General features: G+C 37.6%; 20 protein-coding genes. 14 read left to right on the top strand and 6 right to left on the bottom strand.

The genetic code is table 11. The features are described 5' to 3' along the window. Window positions 1-389: 389 nt before the first annotated feature. The 13 genes from CLV48_RS11250 to CLV48_RS11185 all read left to right on the top strand — a co-directional run bounded on the left by CLV48_RS11250 (window position 390) and on the right by CLV48_RS11185 (window position 14,631). Window positions 390-1,544 carry a DUF4221 family protein gene (locus CLV48_RS11250; RefSeq protein ID WP_106567377.1) on the top strand — a complete coding sequence of 385 codons (1,155 nt, stop codon included), beginning with the start codon at window positions 390-392 and terminating at the stop codon, window positions 1,542-1,544. Continuing rightward, the gene (locus CLV48_RS11245) at window positions 1,544-2,683 is read left to right on the top strand and encodes a DUF4221 family protein (RefSeq protein WP_106567376.1); all 1,140 of its coding nucleotides are present in this window, start codon (window positions 1,544-1,546) and stop codon (window positions 2,681-2,683) included. The genes CLV48_RS11250 and CLV48_RS11245 overlap by 1 nt, the downstream gene beginning before the upstream one ends. Window positions 2,684-2,857: 174 nt before the next feature. Then, window positions 2,858-4,021 (top strand): ATP-binding protein, encoded by a 1,164-nt coding sequence (locus CLV48_RS11240; RefSeq protein WP_106567375.1) that lies wholly within the window; start codon window positions 2,858-2,860, stop codon window positions 4,019-4,021. A gap of 487 nt (window positions 4,022-4,508) precedes the next feature. Continuing rightward, a complete protein-coding gene (locus tag CLV48_RS11235) occupies window positions 4,509-5,570 on the top strand; it encodes a hypothetical protein (RefSeq protein WP_146140091.1) in 1,062 nt (353 codons plus the stop codon). 153 nt (window positions 5,571-5,723) lie between these two features. After that, entirely contained in the window at window positions 5,724-6,896 is a 1,173-nt protein-coding gene (locus tag CLV48_RS11230; RefSeq protein WP_106567373.1) for a hypothetical protein, read from the top strand. A 38-nt stretch (window positions 6,897-6,934) separates the two neighbouring features. Further along, window positions 6,935-7,915, top strand: coding sequence for a cysteine peptidase family C39 domain-containing protein (locus CLV48_RS11225; RefSeq protein WP_245889531.1), 981 nt, complete (start codon window positions 6,935-6,937; stop codon window positions 7,913-7,915). Between the two features lie 290 nt (window positions 7,916-8,205). Further along, window positions 8,206-9,777: a cysteine peptidase family C39 domain-containing protein gene (locus tag CLV48_RS11220; RefSeq protein ID WP_106567372.1), complete on the top strand. Its 1,572-nt coding sequence runs from the start codon at window positions 8,206-8,208 to the stop codon at window positions 9,775-9,777. 104 nt (window positions 9,778-9,881) lie between these two features. Next, entirely contained in the window at window positions 9,882-10,106 is a 225-nt protein-coding gene (locus CLV48_RS11215; RefSeq protein ID WP_106567442.1) for a hypothetical protein, read from the top strand. A 71-nt stretch (window positions 10,107-10,177) separates the two neighbouring features. Further along, a complete protein-coding gene (locus tag CLV48_RS11210) occupies window positions 10,178-11,251 on the top strand; it encodes a 6-bladed beta-propeller (protein ID WP_106567371.1) in 1,074 nt (357 codons plus the stop codon). 71 nt (window positions 11,252-11,322) lie between these two features. Continuing rightward, complete coding sequence (locus CLV48_RS11205; RefSeq protein WP_106567370.1) at window positions 11,323-11,613, top strand: cysteine peptidase family C39 domain-containing protein; 291 nt, start codon at window positions 11,323-11,325, stop codon at window positions 11,611-11,613. Window positions 11,614-11,887: 274 nt separating this feature from the next. Further along, on the top strand, window positions 11,888-13,024 hold the full coding sequence (locus CLV48_RS11195) for a DUF4221 family protein (RefSeq protein ID WP_106567368.1): 1,137 nt from the start codon (window positions 11,888-11,890) through the stop codon (window positions 13,022-13,024). A gap of 135 nt (window positions 13,025-13,159) precedes the next feature. Then, window positions 13,160-13,384: a hypothetical protein gene (locus CLV48_RS11190; protein WP_106567367.1), complete on the top strand. Its 225-nt coding sequence runs from the start codon at window positions 13,160-13,162 to the stop codon at window positions 13,382-13,384. A gap of 218 nt (window positions 13,385-13,602) precedes the next feature. After that, on the top strand, window positions 13,603-14,631 hold the full coding sequence (locus CLV48_RS11185) for a hypothetical protein (protein WP_146140090.1): 1,029 nt from the start codon (window positions 13,603-13,605) through the stop codon (window positions 14,629-14,631). Window positions 14,632-14,927: 296 nt separating this feature from the next. Here the strand turns inward: CLV48_RS11185 and CLV48_RS11180 are convergent, their stop codons facing one another. The 5 genes from CLV48_RS11180 to CLV48_RS11160 form a co-directional block, all read right to left on the bottom strand. Then, window positions 14,928-16,202, bottom strand: coding sequence for a TRAP transporter large permease (locus tag CLV48_RS11180; RefSeq protein ID WP_106567365.1), 1,275 nt, complete (start codon window positions 16,200-16,202; stop codon window positions 14,928-14,930). Continuing rightward, complete coding sequence (locus tag CLV48_RS11175) at window positions 16,199-16,672, bottom strand: TRAP transporter small permease (RefSeq protein ID WP_106567364.1); 474 nt, start codon at window positions 16,670-16,672, stop codon at window positions 16,199-16,201. The genes CLV48_RS11180 and CLV48_RS11175 overlap by 4 nt, the downstream gene beginning before the upstream one ends. After that, window positions 16,647-17,603 (bottom strand): TRAP transporter substrate-binding protein, encoded by a 957-nt coding sequence (locus tag CLV48_RS11170; RefSeq protein ID WP_245889530.1) that lies wholly within the window; start codon window positions 17,601-17,603, stop codon window positions 16,647-16,649. The genes CLV48_RS11175 and CLV48_RS11170 overlap by 26 nt, the downstream gene beginning before the upstream one ends. A gap of 140 nt (window positions 17,604-17,743) precedes the next feature. Beyond that, window positions 17,744-20,008 carry a TonB-dependent receptor gene (locus CLV48_RS11165; RefSeq protein WP_106567362.1) on the bottom strand — a complete coding sequence of 755 codons (2,265 nt, stop codon included), beginning with the start codon at window positions 20,006-20,008 and terminating at the stop codon, window positions 17,744-17,746. 85 nt (window positions 20,009-20,093) lie between these two features. After that, entirely contained in the window at window positions 20,094-20,429 is a 336-nt protein-coding gene (locus CLV48_RS11160) for a hypothetical protein (protein ID WP_106567361.1), read from the bottom strand. Window positions 20,430-20,605: 176 nt separating this feature from the next. On the opposite strand from CLV48_RS11160, the gene CLV48_RS11155 reads away from it, so the two are divergent. Further along, window positions 20,606-20,980 (top strand): UDP-glucuronosyltransferase, encoded by a 375-nt coding sequence (locus tag CLV48_RS11155; protein ID WP_106567360.1) that lies wholly within the window; start codon window positions 20,606-20,608, stop codon window positions 20,978-20,980. Here CLV48_RS11155 and CLV48_RS11150 read toward each other — a convergent pair. After that, window positions 20,977-21,207, bottom strand: coding sequence for a hypothetical protein (locus tag CLV48_RS11150; protein ID WP_106567359.1), 231 nt, complete (start codon window positions 21,205-21,207; stop codon window positions 20,977-20,979). The two genes, CLV48_RS11155 and CLV48_RS11150, sit on opposite strands and share 4 nt — an antisense overlap. Window position 21,208 lies beyond the last annotated feature (1 nt).

The following is a 21,208-nucleotide window of genomic DNA, read 5'->3' as shown; positions in this document are numbered from 1 at the left end:
CAAACTTAAGGACGAAAAACACCTTCAACTTAATTTTTTACATTTTTAATTTCAAAAGAAAGTGCCCTGAAAGCAATAGAAAAAGAAACCTCCATCAACAGGACCGAGTCTATCGTAGAATCCATTTTCACCCAACCCTTCACCAAGGTAAAGCCTAAGAAACATATGGTTTATTTGGAAATAAGGATTTCACCAAAGTGGTTTTTCCTGATTGCCTGGGACCTACTAAGGCATCTGTTTTGAATTTGGAAGCCAGTCGCAATAGTTTAATGGAAGCCGATCGTTGAATCATTGTAGAAAAATATCAAAACTGTGGACAGGAATAGTTATCAGTAATTTTTGAAATTATATCTTTAGTAGTTACATTACGGGTATAAAAACCACACGAAATGAAAAATTATCTTTTATTGGCATTCAGCCTATTGTTGTTTTCCTGCGGAGAAAAAGACGGTGAAAAACAGGCGGACTTTTCTAATATCACTTTCCAAATAGACACGGTAATTGTAGATCCAGGAAATGAAATCATCAATCTGAGATATGGCCTTTGGAATAGTGTCCTGAACAACAGTCACTCAAAACTTTTTCTTTTCGATAATCAGGCTTACACTTTGGATATAATTGATTTGGATCAATTGATCCTGGAAAGGAAAGTTAAGTTTGAGAAAGAAGGTCCTAATGGTGTGGGCTCCTTTGTGAGTTGGATGGGGCTATGCGATGACAACAGAATTCTATTGGCCAGTTTTGAGGGCATGGGCCTCTTTGACCTAGATGCGAACAAACTGATGACCTATAAATTAGAAAAAGATAAATTTGAAGGAGACAGTCTTTTGGATGGGGAAAACTTTTATCGCAAATCCATCTTAGCTGAAAATGGTGATGTCATTTATGGCTTATTGGGAAATTGGGCTGATGAAATTGAGTCTTTTGCCAAGATTGATTTTAAAAATGGCCTCATAAATAAATTGGAACTCCCCGGAAGGTCGGAGCTTCCAGACTATTCTGTGATGCTAAGAACGGACAATATGGTTTCCATAATGGCTTCTGATAAAAGTGTTAAAAAGTTTGAGAACAAGCTGATACTCTCTAGTTCTGCCTACAGCACACTTTTCATTATTGACATAGAAAAGGACAGTGCTTACATGGTAGATTACACACCTGTACTAACTTCCAAAGCCAAAAAAGGAGGTTACCCCTCAGAAGTAGATTCTGAAAAACGTTTTAAAGAGGTCATGGAAGACATCTATGCTGAAATCAACTTTCAGGCACCCATCTGGGATCCCAAAAACAGAAGGTTTTACAGATTTTCTTATGAAACCATCCCTACCGGTAATACAGATGGTCCTTTGTTTGAAGACTCCGAAAAAAAACCTATTGCCAAAATTTACATCAGTATTTTCGATGAAAATTTTAATCTTTTAGGAGAATCCTTAGTCTCCCAAATCCAGGGAATCCCAAATACCCCATTTGTCAAAGATGGCCTGATATGGTCTTATGTCAACGTTGATGATGAATTGGGATTTTTGCGAATGGAAATTAAGTACTGATGCTTACTAAAAAGTATACCATAGTTTTCTTTTCTATTGTGTTTATACTACTTTCCTGTGAAAGTAAGAATGGCTCAGCAGACAAGTATTCGGGCTTAGTTTCCATTGATACTGTTTTGATCGAACCTGGGGGTCAGCTTGTAATGGCTGCAGACAACATGTTTTTGAGCGGATTTTCTAATGATCTTTCCAAACTCTATCACTACGATACAAAGAATGGTGAAATTGAAGTAATTGACCTCGATCTTTTAAAACTAGAGAAAAAACTAAAAGTTGCTCAGGAAGGTCCTGATGGCGTTGGAACTGTATCTTGGTTTGATTACTGGAACGATAGCCTTTTTGTCTTTTACAATTTTGCTCAGTTAGGTTTTTTAAATCACGATATGAAGAAAGTACGTTCTATTGACTTACGAAACTCTTCTCTTATCAAAATGGTCTTAGGGGAAGGATTTGGATTCAGAAACTCGTTCTCCTTATTAAATTCAGCCAATAAAGTTTTAGTGCCGGTTGAAAGCTTTGATAATGATTTTCTGCATTTAGCCTTTATTGACTTTGAAAGTGAGGGAGTTAAAATTATCAAAAATTCAAGATTGGAAAAAGTGAATGATTACAAAGTCAGGCATATCCAAGGGAATAGCTATCGTTCCATTATTCAACCAATTGGCATTTTAAGTTGGGACAATAAGGTATATATCTTCAATAAAGCGAATAATGATATTTTTCAGTTCCTTCCTGAATCAAAAGAACTTCTTTCTGTAAATGTTGGGCTGGGGCAAATCCCCTCGGGAAAAAGTAAGTATTACCGACTGGAAACAGAATCTATTGAGGAATTCGAATCTCAGTTCTTTGCTATGCAGGAAGAAATTGGATTCCAGAAATTGGTCATTGACCGGGAATCTGGGAACTTTTACCGAATAGCGGAAAGAAAAGTAGTAGCTGCATTCGAGGACGCACCTGCCAAATGGGATGTCTTTCTTCTGAAATATGATCCTGAGTTTAAATTGTTAGCAGAAGTAAAGATTCTCGACAGGCAGCCACTTGAAGGATATAAATCCGACTATTTTGTGAAAGACGGAATGGTCTGGCTTAGGATAAATATAAACGATGAGCTGGCTTTTATCAGAATCAAAGTCACCTAGAATCAATCATCTCAGGATTTGAGCAGCAAGTGATTTCTCCTTCTATAGAATTCACAATCGCTTTCCCATGAAATTCGAAAGTTAAACTTACGTTTTTCATGGTATTTTATTTTGAATTATAAAAGTTAATCTCTAGTTTTACCATGAAATTCGAAAATACAACTTACGTTTTTCATGGTAAAAAAGAGATATATTTGGCCTTTATTACAGGAATACCTCAGCCTATTCCCTGCTGTTGGGCTAATAGGACCACGACAGGTAGGTAAAACTACTTTGGTCAAAAATCTTTTATTGGAAAAAGAATCCATCTATCTGGACCTTGAAAAAGCCAGCGATAAGGCCAAATTAGTCAATGCAGAGCTATTCCTGAAAACCCATCAAAACAAAACAGTCATCCTGGATGAAATTCAGATGATGCCGGAATTATTCACTGAACTCCGTAGCCTCATTGATGAAAAGAGGGAAGCAGGTAGATTTATTCTCTTGGGATCAGCATTACCTGACCTGATCCGTAAATCAGCCGATTCTTTGGCGGGCAGGATTGCTTACCTAGAACTCACCCCCTTTCATTTAGGAGAAGTTGAGGCAGATGAAATAGATAAACTTTGGATCAGGGGAGGATTTCCCCTTTCCTATCTGGCCTATTCGGAAAGAGGAAGCAGACTTTGGAGAGAGAATTTTATCAAAACATATATCGAAAGGGATTTAGGGCTTTTAGGCTTAAATACCGACCCCTTTCTGGTGGAACGCTTTTGGCGCATGCTGGCCCATGCACAAGGAGGATTACTGGTTTCTGAAAATTTCGCCAGAGCCTTGGGAATCTCCCGGCCCACAGTGAATAGGTATCTGGAATTTCTTCATGGCTCCTTTATGGTCCGCCTTCTTCAACCCTATTTTCCAAACGTGAAGAAACGTTTGGTAGCATCTCCAAAGGTCTATATCAGAGACTCCGGCCTTTTACATAGTCTAACAGGTATTGATTCTTACGAGGATTTGATCAACCAATTACTGGTCGGGCATTCATGGGAAGGCTTTGTGATTGAACAGATCTGTAATGTACTCGGGGATGCCTATGAATATTATTTCTACCGAACCCACCAGGGTGCAGAATGCGACTTGCTACTCGTAAAATCAGGAAAGGTCAAACATGCCATTGAAATCAAAAACACCCTTTCCCCAAAAATCAGTAAAGGTTTCCGCATCAGCATGCAAGATACCAGGGCTGAAAAGGGGACCATTATCTGTCGCATCACAGATTCCTATCCTTTGGAAGAAAATATTGAGGCTATGGGACTTTGGAATTTTCTTGAAAACAAGAAATCCACATTTTCAAAATAACTACTCCCCCATTATGAAAATGGGACTCAAAAAAATTCAAAAACTATAAAAAGAGTTTTAAATTCCGAAAACTACAAATTCACTTATCAATTAGTTTGGAGGAGGGGGGTAAAACGAAGCTTTTAGAATATTCTTTGGCAGCTGACTCTTTAATTGATGTAATTACCTGTAAAATAGTATGTTATAAACATTTCTAGATTTGGCATTTTAAAATTTATTTTTTAGGTTAGCCAACGTAATTAATCTTTTGAACGAGATTATTTCTGATGAAGCTGTTTTTGAACTATGTTTTTATGGAGAATTGAAATCAATTATGATGTTCTTATCATACAACAAATTCCTGAGATCAGTTTTGAAGAGATTGAATAGTCCTAGTGTCTGTTTTTTATTAATAACAATCTTTATTTCAATTAATTCCTTTTTTTTCACTTCATGTAACCGGAATGAAAATTCCGAAATTAAGGATTTAGGTTTCTATCTTGAGCTTGTGGATTCTGTAAAAATTGAGATACCCTACGAGTTTGGCTTGGTATTCCCCAAAGTTATTGATGGTAAACTTTTAGCTTATAGCTATCTTGATCAGACTTTCCATGTTCTTGATTCAAAGGGTAGGCTTCAGAACTCATTTAATCATCAGGGAGAGGGGCCTAAAGAGTATACCCGGAATCTGTCATTCGTTACGATAAACAACAGACACTTGATTTTCATGGATAATAAAAAGCTATCTTATTTCAGTTATCAGGGTGAATGGGTGAAGAGTATCCCCTTTAATGACCCAAACAAAAGCCTAAGGGGAGGAATGCCTTCTAATGAACTGGACTTTGTTGGGGAAAATAAATTTATCGTTCCGAATATTTACCTAGACGGCCTTTCCAGAAGACCAGATCATCGGGCTGTTCTTGATTCTGTGCCAATTTGGCTTCAATATGAATACTCTCAAATAACAAATCAATTTGAAATAACTGAGTTCGGTCACTTAGACACTATGAGTGTTTTTTTCTCTGATTTTAAGTATAACAGTTATTCACCAAGGACTTTTGTGGATGGCGGAAATGTGAATCTTTTTTTCAATTTGACGCCGATCATTTATACGTACAGTATTGGAGAATCAAAGTATCCAATAGAGAAAATAAAATTCGATGTCCCAGGATTTAAAGAGCCTATTGGATTGGATTACAAATCTATGACAATTGATAACTATCGGCATTTTAATAAAGCGAGTGATATAAATAGCCACATGAATGATGTTATATCTTTGGATAATGAGCGGATTTTCTTTGTTTACAGTCAAGGAAAAAATATAAGAATGAATGACAGTGAAGCAGATGCCATTGAAGCCCCTGATCCTTTGTTTTATGGTTATTTTTATGATTTTTCTTCTAGAAATGGGAGTCAAGTAGTTTTACCAGAGCACAATGGTCATCCTTCATTTTGGAAAAAGGTATCTTATTTGGGAAACAATAAATTTCTTTTCGTTTTTGAAAATGAAATTGAAAGAGACTTTTATTGGGGGAAAATATTTGAATTGAAGTCAGCCAAATCTCGGTAAGAACAAGCCATATGATTGGATCATTAGTTGGGGGGCAGTGTAATTCAGTAACTTGTCATTGATGTTAAATAAAGGTAGGTGGACAAAGTCTTCAGCTGACCTAAAAGCCCTAAGTAAACTTTCAGTTTTACCAACTCCTAAAAGCTATACATTATGTTAAGGAATTTATTAGTCTTTTTTTTAATACTTGGGCTAGTTGCCTGCGGAAAAGGGCAAAAGAGTGATGAGCTCACTTCAAATAAGGGGGTCGTTGAATTTGAGTTTTTGGATTCTCTTAGGATTGAATCACTGGTTGAACTATATCTTGCTGACAAAAATGAACAAACGCAGCATCTCCTTTTCAATGAGAGGCAAATGGAGGAATTATTGATTACAGATCTTAAGGGAAATATTATTTCACGGTTTGAACCAAAGGGAGAAGGTCCTAATAAGGTAGAAATTCCTTTGGAAGTGGCTTTTTGGCAAGAAGGAATAGTAATCAAGGAAATGTCTCCAGAGCATAAGTTTAATTTTTTCGATGGGAACTTTAAAAAAATAGCCCAAAGTCCAGCACTAACAAAAGGGCTAAATTTTCTTACCATTTACAATTCACACAGGAGTTTTTCAGTCCTTGAAAATGATGGCAAAACCTTTATTATCGGTCAGGATTTAAATATGATTCCAGATCTATTTTTAGACGAAAAATCCGAGAATTGGAGCTTTTATGAAAATGCTGATATTGGATATATCTATTATAGGGATACTGAAGAATTAAAAACAATTAATTTATATCCAAAAACGTGGAGTCCAAGACTTGAAGAGAAATGGGCGGGGAGGGTTTCTTCCTATTTGCAGGTTTCGAAAAGTGATAATAGAGTAGCAGTACTCCCAAGTGTTGGCAATGAGCTGTTTTTTTATGAATTGAAAGATGCAGGCATTTCTCCCCTTTTCCAAATATCGCTTATTCATCCTGAAAGAAAAGTTGATTTTCCCTTCGATCCCAAAAATGACTATGTATTATATCCATTTTTTACACAATTATTCAGTGGAGGCAATTACTTTTTAGCAGAATTTCACACAGAATTACCCCAAGAAATTTATGATACTTTTCGAGCAAAAGGTGAGGAGTTTCATAGTGATCCGGAATACTGGTCTACATTGGAGAATTACCGAAAAGTAAAATATATCCTAATCGATAAAAACGGAATTCAGGGTGCAATTTCAGAACTTCCAATTTCTGGTTCAGTACACTTTATGGATTCAAATGATATTTTATACGTAAAGCGTTCTTCAGAAAACGAATTGGATTATAATGTTTATTATCGTTACAGAGTGTTTTTAAAATAATTTTTATGGAAAACATTTCTTAAAAAGAACGGATTATTTTGAAAACCACCTTCCCCTTTTACAAACAACCCGACTTTAAAGACTGTGGTCCCACCTGCTTGCGCATCATAGCCAAGCACTATGGCAAGCTGATTTCCCTCAAAGAAATCAGAGAAATATCCGAAACTACGAGGGAAGGAAGTAGCTTATTGAAACTCAGTGATGCAGCAGAGGCTATGGGACTTAAGTCCATAGGGGCAAAATTGAATTTTAATAAACTTAGTGAAGCCCCCCTTCCAGTTATTGTCCACTGGAACAAACATCACTTTGTAGTGGTGTATAAAATCAGAAAAGATATTGTCTATATCTCAGATCCAGCTTATGGTCTGATCCAGTATTCTAAAAAAGAATTTATTTCACGATGGATCGGCAACAATGCCGATGAAAATACCAAAGAAGGCATCATCCTTCTGCTGGAACCTACCCCTACATTCAGGAAAATGAAATGGGAGGAAAAGGAAAAGCGTTCCCTCAGCTTCCTGTTCAAATACCTCTTCAACTATAAAAACCTGATAGCCCAGCTGGCCATCGGATTGCTGTTAGGCAGTCTCTTGCAGTTGATTTTTCCTTTCCTTACCCAGAGTATTGTGGATGTGGGGATCCAAAACCAAGATATTAACTTTATCTACCTGGTCCTTTTTGCACAGATCATGCTCTTTCTAGGGAGGATCAGCGTGGAAGTGCTCCGCAGCTGGATTTTGCTGCACTTGACGACCCGGGTTAATATTTCACTTGTTTCGGATTTTTTTATCAAATTGATGAACCTGCCCATTTCCTATTTCGATACCCGCATGACTGGGGATATCATGCAGCGGATTCGCGACTACCGCTCCGGGCCATCCGGAGCATGTGGCTTGGTATCATTGGTATTTAAGCCTTTGGCCTATTTTGGAAAGGAGTTGAAAATCCTTTACCAGGGGTACGAAGGCGAAACCTGCAGGCAGCCATGTTATCCAAAGGTACAACCTTCGGACAACTGAATACAGAATTTTTTCAAAAACTATAAAAAAAGTTTTAAATCCCGAAAACTTCAAATTCACTTATCAATTAGTTTGGAGGAGGGTCAATTAGTTTGGAGGAGGGGGGTAAAACGAAGTTTTTAGAATTATCTTTGGTTTATTGCTATTAAAATAATTTAAATGCCTTCAAATTAGTAGGTTATAACGCAATATGGGTTTGGTATTTAAAAATTTATTTTTTAGGTTAGCCAACGTAATTAATCTTTTGAAAGAGATTATTTCTGATGAAGCTGTTTTTAACCTAAGTTTTTATGGAAAATTCGTTTTTGATTTTAAAGAAAATTCTGCGGCTACTGGATATTCCTTTTACTAAGGGCTACCTGGAAGAAATAGTAGGATCCCATCCTGAACAGGAATCCTTGCTTTCCATTTCAGATACCTTGAAACAATATAAGGTGGACAGCCTTGGACTCAACCTTACTATAGAAAAGTTAGAACAAATTCCGTTGCCCTGTATAATACAGATTCAAGAAAATGGACATCCTTTTTTTAGTGTGCTTACTAAATCGGAAATAGATACCGTATCCTACCTGGATGAAAAGGGGAAAATTAAAAACACTTCAAAAGAGGATTTTGGCAAAAACTGGACTGGTGTGACCTTGCTATTGGAAAAGTCTGATAAATCAGGTGAACCTGGATTTAAGGCGAGACAGCAGGATGCTTTCGTCTTCCGTTTTTTATGTATTTCCCTAGGATTAATAAGTCTCATTGGGTTAATTGCTTTTTATCAGCCTATTTTCGCAAACCCAAACCAAGCTCTTGTAATTTTGTCCCTTTTCCTGATAAAAGCTATTGGATTGTTCATTTCCACTGTTTTGCTTTGGTCAGAAGTTGATAAGGGCAATAAAGCAATAAAAGATTTTTGTACAGGAGTGGAAAATAAAGACTGTAACTCAGTTATTTCTTCCTTTTCATTGCCAGGAGGGATAAGTTTAAGCATCATAGTTTTTGCCTACTTCTTTTCTGGAGTTCTCTTTTTGCTTTTGACTTCATTTTCAGGATCAGGTTTGCAGTTTTTTGGCTATTTGAGTCTGTCCGGAGTATTCATAATTCCCATTTCCATCTATTATCAATGGGCAAAAATCAAGAAGTGGTGCATGCTGTGCCTTTGGATTTCGACAGTACTGCTCGCAGAAATATTGCTTAGTCAGATTTTTCTTGTAAATACCGGCTCCGTACAATTTCAAGATTTGACATTGTTTTCCTTCTTATTTATTGGGACAGTAGTGGCTTGGCTGAGTCTTAAGCCATATTTCCTAGCTAAAAAGGAACTCCAAAAGCAAAAAACCAAACTGACCAGATTTCTTTCCAATAGTGAAACCTTTGAACATTTTTTATCGGGTTCAAGAAGTATTTCCAATAATCCAGAAGGATTGGGAATATTACTTAAAGGGGAAAATGCCAAATATCATGTACTCAAAGTATGCAATCCTTATTGCGGACCATGTGCTAATTCTCATCCTATTTTGGAAGAATTGTTTGCTTCCGGAAACATAAACTTACAGGTCATATTTCATCCCGGCGGAGAAGATGCAATTAGGTATAAAACAATCAGTCATATTATGGCAGTAGCTGCTCAGGCAAGTCAGGAGGAAATACAAAAAGCACTTGACGATTGGTACCTGCCAGAGAAAAAGGAATATGAAGCCTTTGCAGCCAAATACCCCATGAATAGGGAACTAAAAGCACAGGAAGCTCACATACAAGACATGTTGAATTGGTGTGAACAGGAAAACATCAACTATACTCCCACCATCTTTATCAATGGATATGAACTTCCTAAAGCTTATACAGTTGAAGACCTAAAATATATTTTGATATAAAACAATCAATTAGAATGTAAAAATATTCAGTCGCGATGGATGGTCAGAAGCTTCGGCTGACCCAAATGTCCGGAGATTTTAATTTTCAATTAAATCTAAAAAAAATGAAAAAGTTAAGTTTAGAAATGCTCAGACTTACTTCCGATGAAGTACTTGGAAGAAGTCAGATGAAAAAGATTACAGGGGGTCAATCATGGATATGTACCTGTGGGAATAATCCACCAATTACTGTTTGGGATAGTGATAATCCAGATCCGGGTAATTATTCTGATCCAACTCAAATTTGCACTGCTGTTTATAATACAGGAGGTTCTTGTTCGCCTGCTTAAAATCTATAATTACCTATTCAAATTAAATGGAGTTCAGAATTGAACTCCATTATTTAATAATTTAAGAATTTATGCCTTTAATTACTTTAAAAAAAATACTGCTAAGTTTTATTGCTTTTATTTCATTATTGGGATGTAAGAATAATCAACGATCTACGCTCAAAATTATTTGTATACCTGATAATACTAACACACATGTTTATTTGTCTGAATTTTCTGAAGAAATTAATGAAATTCAATTGGAAACGTCACAAAATATCCTGTTAGGATTTATCAATGATGTGATTATTTATGATGATAAGTTATTTATTAGAGAATTGAAGAAGGTGTCGATTTTTGATTTAAATGGGAATTTTATTAAAATCTTAGGAAAATTGGGAGATGGACCTGGTGAGTATAGAACTGTTAATTCTTTTACAATAGACCAAGAAACAGGAGATATCTATTTATCTACATACAATAAACTAATTGTTTATGACTCGACATTTCAATTGAAGGAAGAGCGGAAACTAGGTTATCCAATAGGTTATTTGAAAATTTTAAATGGGGAGTTGTGGATAGTTTCTGAAGAAATAGGAGTAGCGGTCGAGGATGGAATAGCAAATAGGACCAATATTTATAAACTGGATAAATATTATCAGATTGCAGATACTATTCCATATAGAACAATTAAAATTGATAAAAAACGTATTGGAGGTTATCCCTTTAGATATTGGATGTCTAAAATTGAAGATGATCTCTTTATGTTTATGCCTGTACTTACACCCGAAAATATGATGAGGGATACATTGTATAGAGTAGAAGATAAAATGGTAGTGCCTTCTGTAAAGTTCAATTTTGAAAGAAAACAATCCTTGGATGAAAGAGACTATCAAACACTTTTACTTTACAATATAGTTAATAGTACTTCTTATTATATTTTGGAATATGATCAAGATTGGAAACGATATATGTTTTTGTACGACAAGAAAAACCAAAGAGGATACAATCTTAGTGAAGGCTTGATTGATGATGAAGGGGATCCTGTGTTTCTAAGGCCCCTGGATTTGGATCAAGATCTGTTTTATTATATTAAAAAGACAGAATTTGAAGATAAAACCATTGAGGAACTAAATCCCTTAATTGGGATAGTGAAACTGAAATAACATGGTAAATACTGTCTTCTATCCTATAAACATATAAACAAAGTTTTTCTACTTGTAGCCCCATTAGTTAATTGAAGTCCTTCCCCTTCTACAAACAACTCGACACTAAAGACTGTGGACCTACCTGCCTGCGAATCATCGCCAAGCACTATGGCAAGTTGATATCGTTAAAAGAAATCAGAGAAATATCCGAAACTACGAGGGAAGGAAGTAGTCTATTGAAACTCAGTGATGCAGCAGAGGCTATGGGATTTAAGACCATAGGGGCAAAACTGAATTTTAATAAACTTAGTGAAGCCCCCCTTCCAGTTATTGTCCACTGGAACAAACATCACTTTGTAGTGGTGTATAAAATCAAATAAAAATGAAAAAGTTAAGCTTAGAAATGTTAAGACTTACTTCCGATGAGGTATTGAGAAGAAGTCAGATGAAGAAGATAACTGGAGGGTATGGCACAGGTAATTGTAGTCATTCTGTCTGCTCACCAACACTTCGGTGCTGCAGCGCTCACGATTATTGTAATTCGGCAGGAAACGGTCAATGTGTGAGGTGCGGGAGTATCTAATAATTATGATTCAAGAATCAGAAAAAGAGTACTGAGCTAATGCTCAGTATTGCTTATTTAATACATGAAATATGAGAAACACCATGCTTTTGCTGTTGTCTACAGTATTAATTTGTTGTAAACAAGGCCCAAAAGATCAAATCAGCCGTGTTCAGAATTACAATGCGGAAACCGTAACCATTGATTCAAAAGGTAAATTACTTGATCTTGGATATTATTTATTGATTTCAGATGTCAATTTGAACGGTGAAATATTGTATTTGTACAATAGTTATGAGCATTCAATAGACGAAATAGACCTTAGAAAACTAGCATTTAATAAAAGCTATATTTTAGAAAAAGAAGGTCCAAATGGGACTGGAGAGTTTGTTAATAAGCTGAACTTAGTGGATCAGAATATATTTTTTCTGCAATCTTTTGGTAATTCCATTTTGATGGATAAGAAAGGAAATTTAATACAGCGGGTAAATTGGAACTTTGCCATTGATTCATCTGGATTGCCTTTTGAAAATACCCCACTGATTGAAATTGCAGTCGGCACTGAAAATATAAAAGTTTTCGGACTGAGTTTTGATTATTCATCAAGACAGGTTTTCCTAAATGTTTTAGATGTGGGAAATAATAGGGTAAGCCAGTTTGATATAGATCAAGAAAATTCATACAGTAATTTTGTATTAGCTATTGACGATCCAGCAGCTTACACTTACTTAGATCCGATTGTTTATATTGGTGAAGAAAATGAATTGGTAATTGTAAGTCATCAATTCTCCAATGAATTGTTTCTTTTTGACAATAAAGGAAATTTTATTAGGAAGGTAAATTATCAACCAAAGCTTACACAAAAAAAAGCTGAAAGACATCTTCTTAAGCCACTTTCTACACTTTCTGAGCTGGGCAAAACTTACCAATCATTACTGGAACAAGTCATATTTGGTCCTCCGGTATGGGATAATGTAAATAAAAGATATTTACGTTTATCTGCCCAAAGATCATTTTCTGATAAGAAGTCTAAGGATAACTCCCTTTTGCCGGACATAAAGGAAGTAAAGGTGTTTTTATCATTATTTGATCAGAATTTCAACTTAACCACTGAATTACTCATTGAGGAATTAACTACTGAATATGTAAAGTATTTTATCCAAGGTGGGAAACTTTGGGTGTTTCAAAATATAGATGATGAGCTTGGGTTTATAGTTATTGACATTTAATTCCTTAAATGAAGTGAATCTTTTAAAAAAATGTAGCAATTGTTGACCATAAAATATTCAAACGCGATGAATGGTCACAGACTTCGGGTGACTTTAATGTCCGAGGAAAGTAATATTTAATAAAATCTAAAAATCATGAAAAAGTTAAGCTTAGAAATGTTAAGACTTACTTCTGATGAAGTATTAGAAAGAAGTCAGATGAAAACAATAATGGGAGCGACGGATTGTTCCCATACAACTACATGTGGAAATGGAACGCAAACCTCAGGTTCTGGTCCATGTCCAAACGCAAATGATGCTTCTCTTGAATGCTCAGGTAATGGAGGAGCAATTAGCTGTGTTGCAACTGGATGTTCATGATAAATGAGGGATTAGTTCAGGTTTATAACTAATCCCTATTTTCTCCCTAAACAAGAATATCCTAAGAATAAAATTGTTTTGCCATTATTAAAAATAAAATCATGATTATCATTTTCAATTTATGTAGAGTTGCTTATTCAATTTTTATTGTGTTGACAACAATCATATTTTTTTCTTGTAAAGAAAATGGTATCCAATCTCAAATCCCCCAAGCTGAATTGCATAAAACTAACGAAATGGTCATTGAAAGGGATACCCGGTTTATTATCCTAGACCATCATCTAGAAAAGAATGTTTTTCTGGCTTATGATGCCATTACCAAAAGCTTTATATGCATAGATGGCAAAGGAAAGGTCATAGATGAAATAGAAAGAGCAGGTGAGGGCCCAAACGAATATTTCACAAATATACTTTCCGCTGCATTCAATGAAAGAGGAGACGGTTTTTTCCTTCAAAGTTCAAATGAATTATTATGGTATAATGAAAATTGGGAAGTGATAAATCGGTGGAGATTCAGCTCCTTCTTCAATATTATTTTCTATGGAGGACCTAAAATCAAAACTCCCTATTTCTTTCTCAATGGTGCAACATATCCTCAAGTTTTGCCCTCTTTTTACTCAAATATTAAGATTCCAATTGCAGATGTAGACCCCTCAATATCTTCCCGAAATTTGCTCGAGGTTTTTGATCCATCAGACGGATCTTTGACCTGGAAGCTTCCAATCCAATTTGGTTCCTTCAGCCCCTATAAACCCGCAGACAAAGAGTTTGACTTGACACAGGTGTATTTTCTGGATGACAATCAGAAATTACTCCATCTTACATTTGATAATTCCCTTACCATTGGGATTTATGATTTAACCAAGAATTTTGAATTGGTAAAATATGTCAAAATAGTCGAACAAAGTCTGGAAGATAAGGGAAAAGGTAAAACAGTCGGTTTATACCCTGCGGATGAAAGTGGCTACATCCTACTCAGGTACTCAGGAATTAGTGAAGTGGAATTGGAAAAGAAAAAAGTCAATAATGAATATTATTTCCCTCTTACGGATCCTACCTTGTATAAATTTTACTTTTTGGATAAAGGTCATCTAGTTTCCCCTCCCATTAGTTTTCCTGAAAATTTTGACCCAAATGCAGAGATTATCCTGTTGGAGAATGGTAAGATCTTAATGCGTGAAAAAGATAAAGATGACGAAGAATCGACTTATTCAAAATATGCTGTTTTTGAATTTAGATTGCATTAAAAAATCTAAAGGTGAGATTATGGTTTAAATTAAATGTAATAACATATTGCTTGCATCTTGGTTGCCCAGGAAACCTATTCAAATCTACTTTTAAAATGGAAAATTGAAATTTAAACCTTTATCAACACCGAATTATGAAAATTTCCATAAAAACCACTAATATGTTACAATTTAATTTTTAATATTTTAGTTTGGTAAATAAAGTTAAGCTCAAACTGCTCAGGCTTACCTCTGATGAAGTATTGGGCAGGAGTCAGATGAAAAAGATTACAGGGGGGTATGGAGGTTCATGGTATTCAATCATAAAACAAACCCGGCAAAAATAAAGAAACCTCTGGCACATAAGTCACCAGCAGAAGAATAATCAGACTGACCAAGAGAAATGGGAAGCCTGCCCTGGTAATTTTCTCCAAAGAAATATTTCCTATACTGGAGGCCACAAACAAGCAGACACCTACCGGCGGAGTGGTCAGACCAATGACCAAATTCATGACCATGATGATGGCAAACTGTACCGGATCCACTCCGACATGCACCGCCACTCCCAAGAGCACCGGAAATAAAATCAGCAAGGCGGCAATGGTCTCCATAAAGGCACCTACAAACAGCAGCAGGATATTGATCAGCAAAAGGATCAGAAACTTATTTTCCGTGAACCCAAGTAGCCCGGATGCTATCAGCTGCGGGATTTCCTCCACTGTCATGATCCAGGCAAAGAGATTGGCGAATCCCACCAAAACCATCAAAGAAGCAGTCATCTTCGCAGAATCCAGAATGACTTTGGGTATTTGGGCCCACTTGAGCTCCTTATACACCAACAAACCAATCAACATGGCATAAATTACTGCCATGATAGAGGCCTCGGTTGGGGTAAAGACTCCTCCTATAATGCCAAACAAGATCAACAGCGTCATCATTAAGGCCCAGAAAGCCTGATAAAAACTCTTGACCATTACCATCAGGGAAGCTCTTTTCTTCTTTGGATACTTCCGCTTCACAGAAATAAAATACGTCAGTCCAAGCAAACCTAAGCCAAGAAGTAAACCGGGAATGATCCCTGCGATAAACAGTTTCCCAACGGACAATCCCGTCATGGTAGCAGCAATGATCATGGGCAAACTGGGAGGAATAATCGGGCCTAAGGTGGAAGAGGTAGCCGTCACTGCGCAGGAAAACCCTTTATCATATCCTTCCTTTTCCATGGCGGGAATCATTACCGATCCAATACTGGCAGTATCGGCAATGGCTGTTCCGGAAATCCCCCCAAACAGCATGGAAGCCCCCACATTGGCCAAACCCAAGCCTCCCCTGATATGGCCAAGCAGGGCATTGCAGAAAGCTATGATCCTTTGAGTGATTCCTGCAGCATTCATCAGGTTACCCGCAAGAATAAACCCCGGAATGGAAAGTAGCACAAAGACATCCAATCCTGCATACATCTTTTGGGGAATCACGATCAAAGGAATGTCGGAAAAAAGCAAATACACCATGGATGACAATCCCAAAGCAAAGGCTATAGGAATACCAATAATCAGGAAAATCAGAAAGGCTAAAAACAGAAGTAAGATCATCTGGAATTTCTTAAGCGATTGATATTTTTTTGAAACTCCTTTGCTCCATAAAGCAAGACCAATGCGGACATACAAAACATCGAAAAGTAAATCAAGGCCATGTTTACTTTCAGGGAAGCTGAATGCTGCAACTGTACAATTTTTATTAAGGGGATGGAATACCATAACATCAATCCCATCAACAAAAGGATCATCAAGAGAATGAAACTACCTATAATGATTCTTTGCTTGGGGCCCATTGACTCCAATAGGATATCCACATTCACATAAGACCTGTCCTTTACCGCCAATCCCGCTCCCAAACTCACCATGTAGATGAAACAAAACCTTGCCAACTCCTCCGTCCATGGAGGAGACCATGGAAGCGCATAGCGGGCAAAAACCTGCAAGCACACGGTCAGGATCATCAGGATAAATGACCCAACAACTGCCCACTCCAAAGCCTTATCTAACCTGTTGAATCCGCTCATACAATTCAATTTGTTCTTTGGTAAAACTCTCCCGGACAGCCTTCCTGGCCATTTGCTCAAAAGCGCTCTTATCTACTTCAATAAATTCCATACCCTTGTCCTTTAAGAATTGGACATCAAGCGCTTCCTGTTCCAAAAAAAGTGAATGCTCATACTCCTGCATGATCTTGGCCGATTCCATAATCACTTGCTGCAATTCCTCAGGTAACTTCTCAAACTGCTTATTGCCCATCACTACATAAGCCCAACCCTTCACATGTTCAGTAAGGTTGACATATTTTTGAACTTCATAGAGTCCCGCATTCCTGATCAGCGCGAAAGGATTTTCCTGACCGTGAATGGTGGATTGCTGCAAAGCAGTGAAAACTTCCGAAAAAGCCATAGGGGTTGGCTTGGCACCCAAAGCAGACCAAGTGGACACGTACAAAGAAACATTGGGAACCCTTATGATCAGGCCCTTTAGGTCGTCAGGATGACGGATGGGAATATTACTGGTCAGGTTTCGGGCTCCTCTCTCGAAATAGGCGATAGGCTTCAATCCAGCCATATCGATGATATGCTGCGCCATTTCCTTGCCGATTGCTCCTCCTGCTACCATATGAAGGTGATCCGAGTCCCTGATGGCATAAGGTGTGGCACAAAGAATGGCGTAAGGTAGGCTCCAGTTTTCCAAAGATTCTGCAGTGATCATGATATCCATCACCTCAGCTAAAATCCCTGTGATCATGTCCATCTCCTTCCCCAATTGCTCATTGGGATAGACCTTGACTATCATTCTTCCCTGGGAGCGCTGCCGGACTTCTTCTGCAAACTTTAAAGCCGCTTTGTGCCAAATGTTCTGCTCATTGGCCAAGTGACCAAAACGGAGCACATACTCTGCCTTTTCCTGGGAAGATTTATCTACACAGGTAAATAATAAAACTGAAATCAAACAAAAACCAATTAGCCGCAGAACTTGCATAGAACCGATGGAAAGCAGTCCTATAAGATATCAAAAAATAATAAAAAAGTTCCTGATTTTATGAAGAGTGGAACCTCCAAGGGTTTGGAACCCTTGGAGGGTTTTATTTATCAAAAAGGAATTCTAACGTTCAATGCAATATTTCTACCCATCTGATTCACGCCAAATGGCCTGAACAGGGACATATGGTCCAGGTATGTTTTGTTCAACAAGTTGGTTCCGCTGAGGTACACATCCAATAGATTATTGGAAACTTTGAGGTTGCCCCCAATATTCAATCCCAAAAGATAGTAACCCGGCGTGGCTTCTTCCAAAGGAGCAGCCCTATCCTGATCAAAAATCAATGATCCCAAAATGCTGATATAAGGTTTTTGAATCCTTCCAAAATTTTTCATCCTGAAATCTACAGACTGGGCCCATCGAAAAGCAGGGATATAGGGCAGAAAGGAGTTGTCAGATCTCCTTTGACCTATCACCCAACTGTAATTGGTTCCGAAATTCACCCATTTTGCAGAAGCGGGTTGGTAATCCAGTTCAAGCTCACCTCCATACAATCTGGCATCAGCCTGTTCAAATGTCCAAACCGTCAGATCTTCTACTCGTTCATCGGTTGGTGAAAAGAAGATGTAATTGTTGATATGGTTGTAAAACACTTCTCCGGCAATGGAAAAACCATTGTTGGTATACCTGATTCCAAAATCTGTCTGCAGGTTCTGTTCCCGGACAAAATCAGCATTTCCTCTTTCGAAACGACTGGTACCAGGATGTGGGCCATTTGAAAACAATTCGGCAAGGTCAGGCGCACGGAATCCCTGAGCGATATTCAATCGGAACCTCCAATGGGAATCCGGTCTAAAAGTGGCACCTCCACTAGTAGTAACTCCATCAAAAGTCCTTTCCAACATCCTATTGGCAGGTTCTCCTGGCAAGATAAACCCATAATCTATTAAATGAGGGGCACTGGCATCTGCTGTAACCTTCCTAAAATCATACCTCAGGCCACCTTGAAGTACCCATTTGTCTTTGTTATAATTCAATAAACCGTAGACCGAGCGGTCATCTTTTGTTGCATCTGGGATTAGAAATTCCCCGGCATTTTCAAAGTTGGTATTTTTCAAATAAAAACCCTGTACTCCAAAAATCGCCTCAACATGAGGACCAAAGCCTTTAAAATACTTCAAGTCGTACATGAAATTGGAGAGATTGATCCCCAAATCTACCTCATCAAACTCCTCCTCTATCTCTTTTCTCCTATTTATGTGATAACCAAATGTTGCTTTCAACCTATCTTCTCCCAAGAATATATTGGTCTCTGAATTGAAAAAATGATCCCTAACATCCTGGAAAGGCAACTGTAGGGACCTATCATTTCTCGTGGTCACCAATTCCTCCATGGCCTCTTCATCCAGAATCCCAAGGCGCTGTTGGAGAAAAGTATATCGCACGCGCGTATCTCCCCATTTTTTCTGCAAGCCTACACCTGCTTTGATATTTTGTGTATTGAATCTGGTATTGCCAACTGCATTTCCATTTCCATCCAGATAATCCGCGTGGGATTCTGTGGCTCCTCGTAAAGACCATGCAAATCCATTTTCTGTGGAACCTTTGACACCTATATCAGATCTCAGGCCTAATGAATTACTGAAACCCCTGAATACTGCATCACCTTCCACCTGGCCGGCTATCGCATCTTTTTCTTCTACCAAGTGTACCACTCCAGCCATGGCACCAGAACCATAAATAATGGAAGCAGGACCTTTGATCATTTCAATATTGGCTATACCTGTTTCAGTCATACCCAAACCATGGTCAGCACCCCATTGTTGATTTTCAAAACGTGCACCTTGATAAAGTGAAAGCACCCTGCTGAATGAAAGACCACGGATAACAGGTTTACTGATACCCGGCCCCAGTGAAATTTCGCTTACTCCAGGTGTTCTGGCCAATGCCGACATCAAATTGGGGGATGGCATTTTCATCAAATCAGATCTGTCCACTTTCTCTATACTGATAGGAGAACTCTCTTTGCTCATGATATAGGCGCCGGAGACTACCACTTCATCAATATTGGTTGCTGTTTCTTCCAGTTCAAAAACAAGGCTTCTATCCGATCCAGGCCTAACCGATCTGATGATGGTAGCATAACCTACAAATGAAATCTGAACGGTGATATTCCCAGATGGAATGGCTGCAATTTTAAAACTGCCATCCAGATCTGTCACTGTACCCCTGTTCAGTTCGGGTATGAAAATAGTGACTCCAGGTAGTGGAGCATTGGTGTTTTTATCTAAAACCTTACCATTGATACTAAGGTCTTGAGCTGCCTGGACATCCATAGATAATATGTACAAGGTCAGCAGCAAAATATATCGCATGCTAATTACGTCTTTTAACTTTTTTGAAATAAGAAAGGAATTGGGAATCCATGTCCATTGAGAATGAACGCAAAATGAAAAAAAGTTAGACGTAATATGGGGGCCCTCTCAGGTCAAATCCCAATGATACTTCCTGGGAAAACTCCTGGGCTACAAAACCGGAGTTCTTATTAACTTCAACCCTGGAAAAATCAGGTATTTCAATTGATATGCTGTAAATAAAATAATCCGCATGTGCGATCAGATCCAGAATAATCAATTCCATTTCCGAATGGCCATGATCAGGCTGATCTTCTTGCTCTTCAGTCAGAATTGGGTGGGCATGGGTGATGATTCTACCATTTTCCAATTCATGGGCATGAAAAAAGAGCACCCCATTGGCCAAAATGGTCAACATTAAAGCCAAACTAAAATGGCTCATGAATGGCAATATGGTTCGCAAAAATCTCAACCCGTATTTTAACTTGTGGAGTTTACGCGAATATAAGAAACAAAGTTAGATTAGACAGCCCTTTTTTATTTTTAAATGTGCACAAAATTATTTTTTAGCTACATCTAAAACTTATTTATAATTTCTTTATTCCGTATTTTTCGATCATGATTAACTTCCATTTCAGGCCCGAAACCTATTTTGACGGCACAGGGCCGACAGCCTTACTGGTCAAATTAACCTATCCTGAAAGCCAATGGGGTGAAGAAATAAATATTTACACCAATGTGATAGACGGTGAATACCATTTTGAAGCAATTGATTTTTATGGAAACGAATTGATGCTCAGTCCTGAAAAATCAAACAAAACGCTTAGCCTACAGGAAGTGATTTTCATGATTGAAACGATGGAGGCTAACCCCATACTTCAACAGGGAAATATTGACCTTACCTTATGTGGCATACCTGAAGCAGAAAGTTATTTATATCCTGATCTTGAAAATTATTTCAATGAAAAAAGGAAGCATTTTGGATTGATTTAAAAATCCAGAATGGACTCATAAGTCCTGCTCAAGACTTGATGGGTTTTGAACCAATAAACATAGGTATCATAAGCAATGCACTCATTGAATAAAAATCCCTGAAAATGAATCTGCAGGATGTCTTCTTTTGGCAACCAGCTTCTCAGGTCATTGGCTTGGTCAATGGTGAGTTGATCCAATGGAATAAGTTTACAACCGTCTATTTGGATTGGGGTCATTTTGTTCATC

The organism is Cecembia rubra (genome assembly GCF_003014575.1).
GTDB classification, from domain to species: Bacteria; Bacteroidota; Bacteroidia; order Cytophagales; family Cyclobacteriaceae; genus Cecembia_A; species Cecembia_A rubra.
Note: the sequence above shows the minus strand (reverse complement) of the source record. Positions and strands in the feature narration are given on the sequence as shown.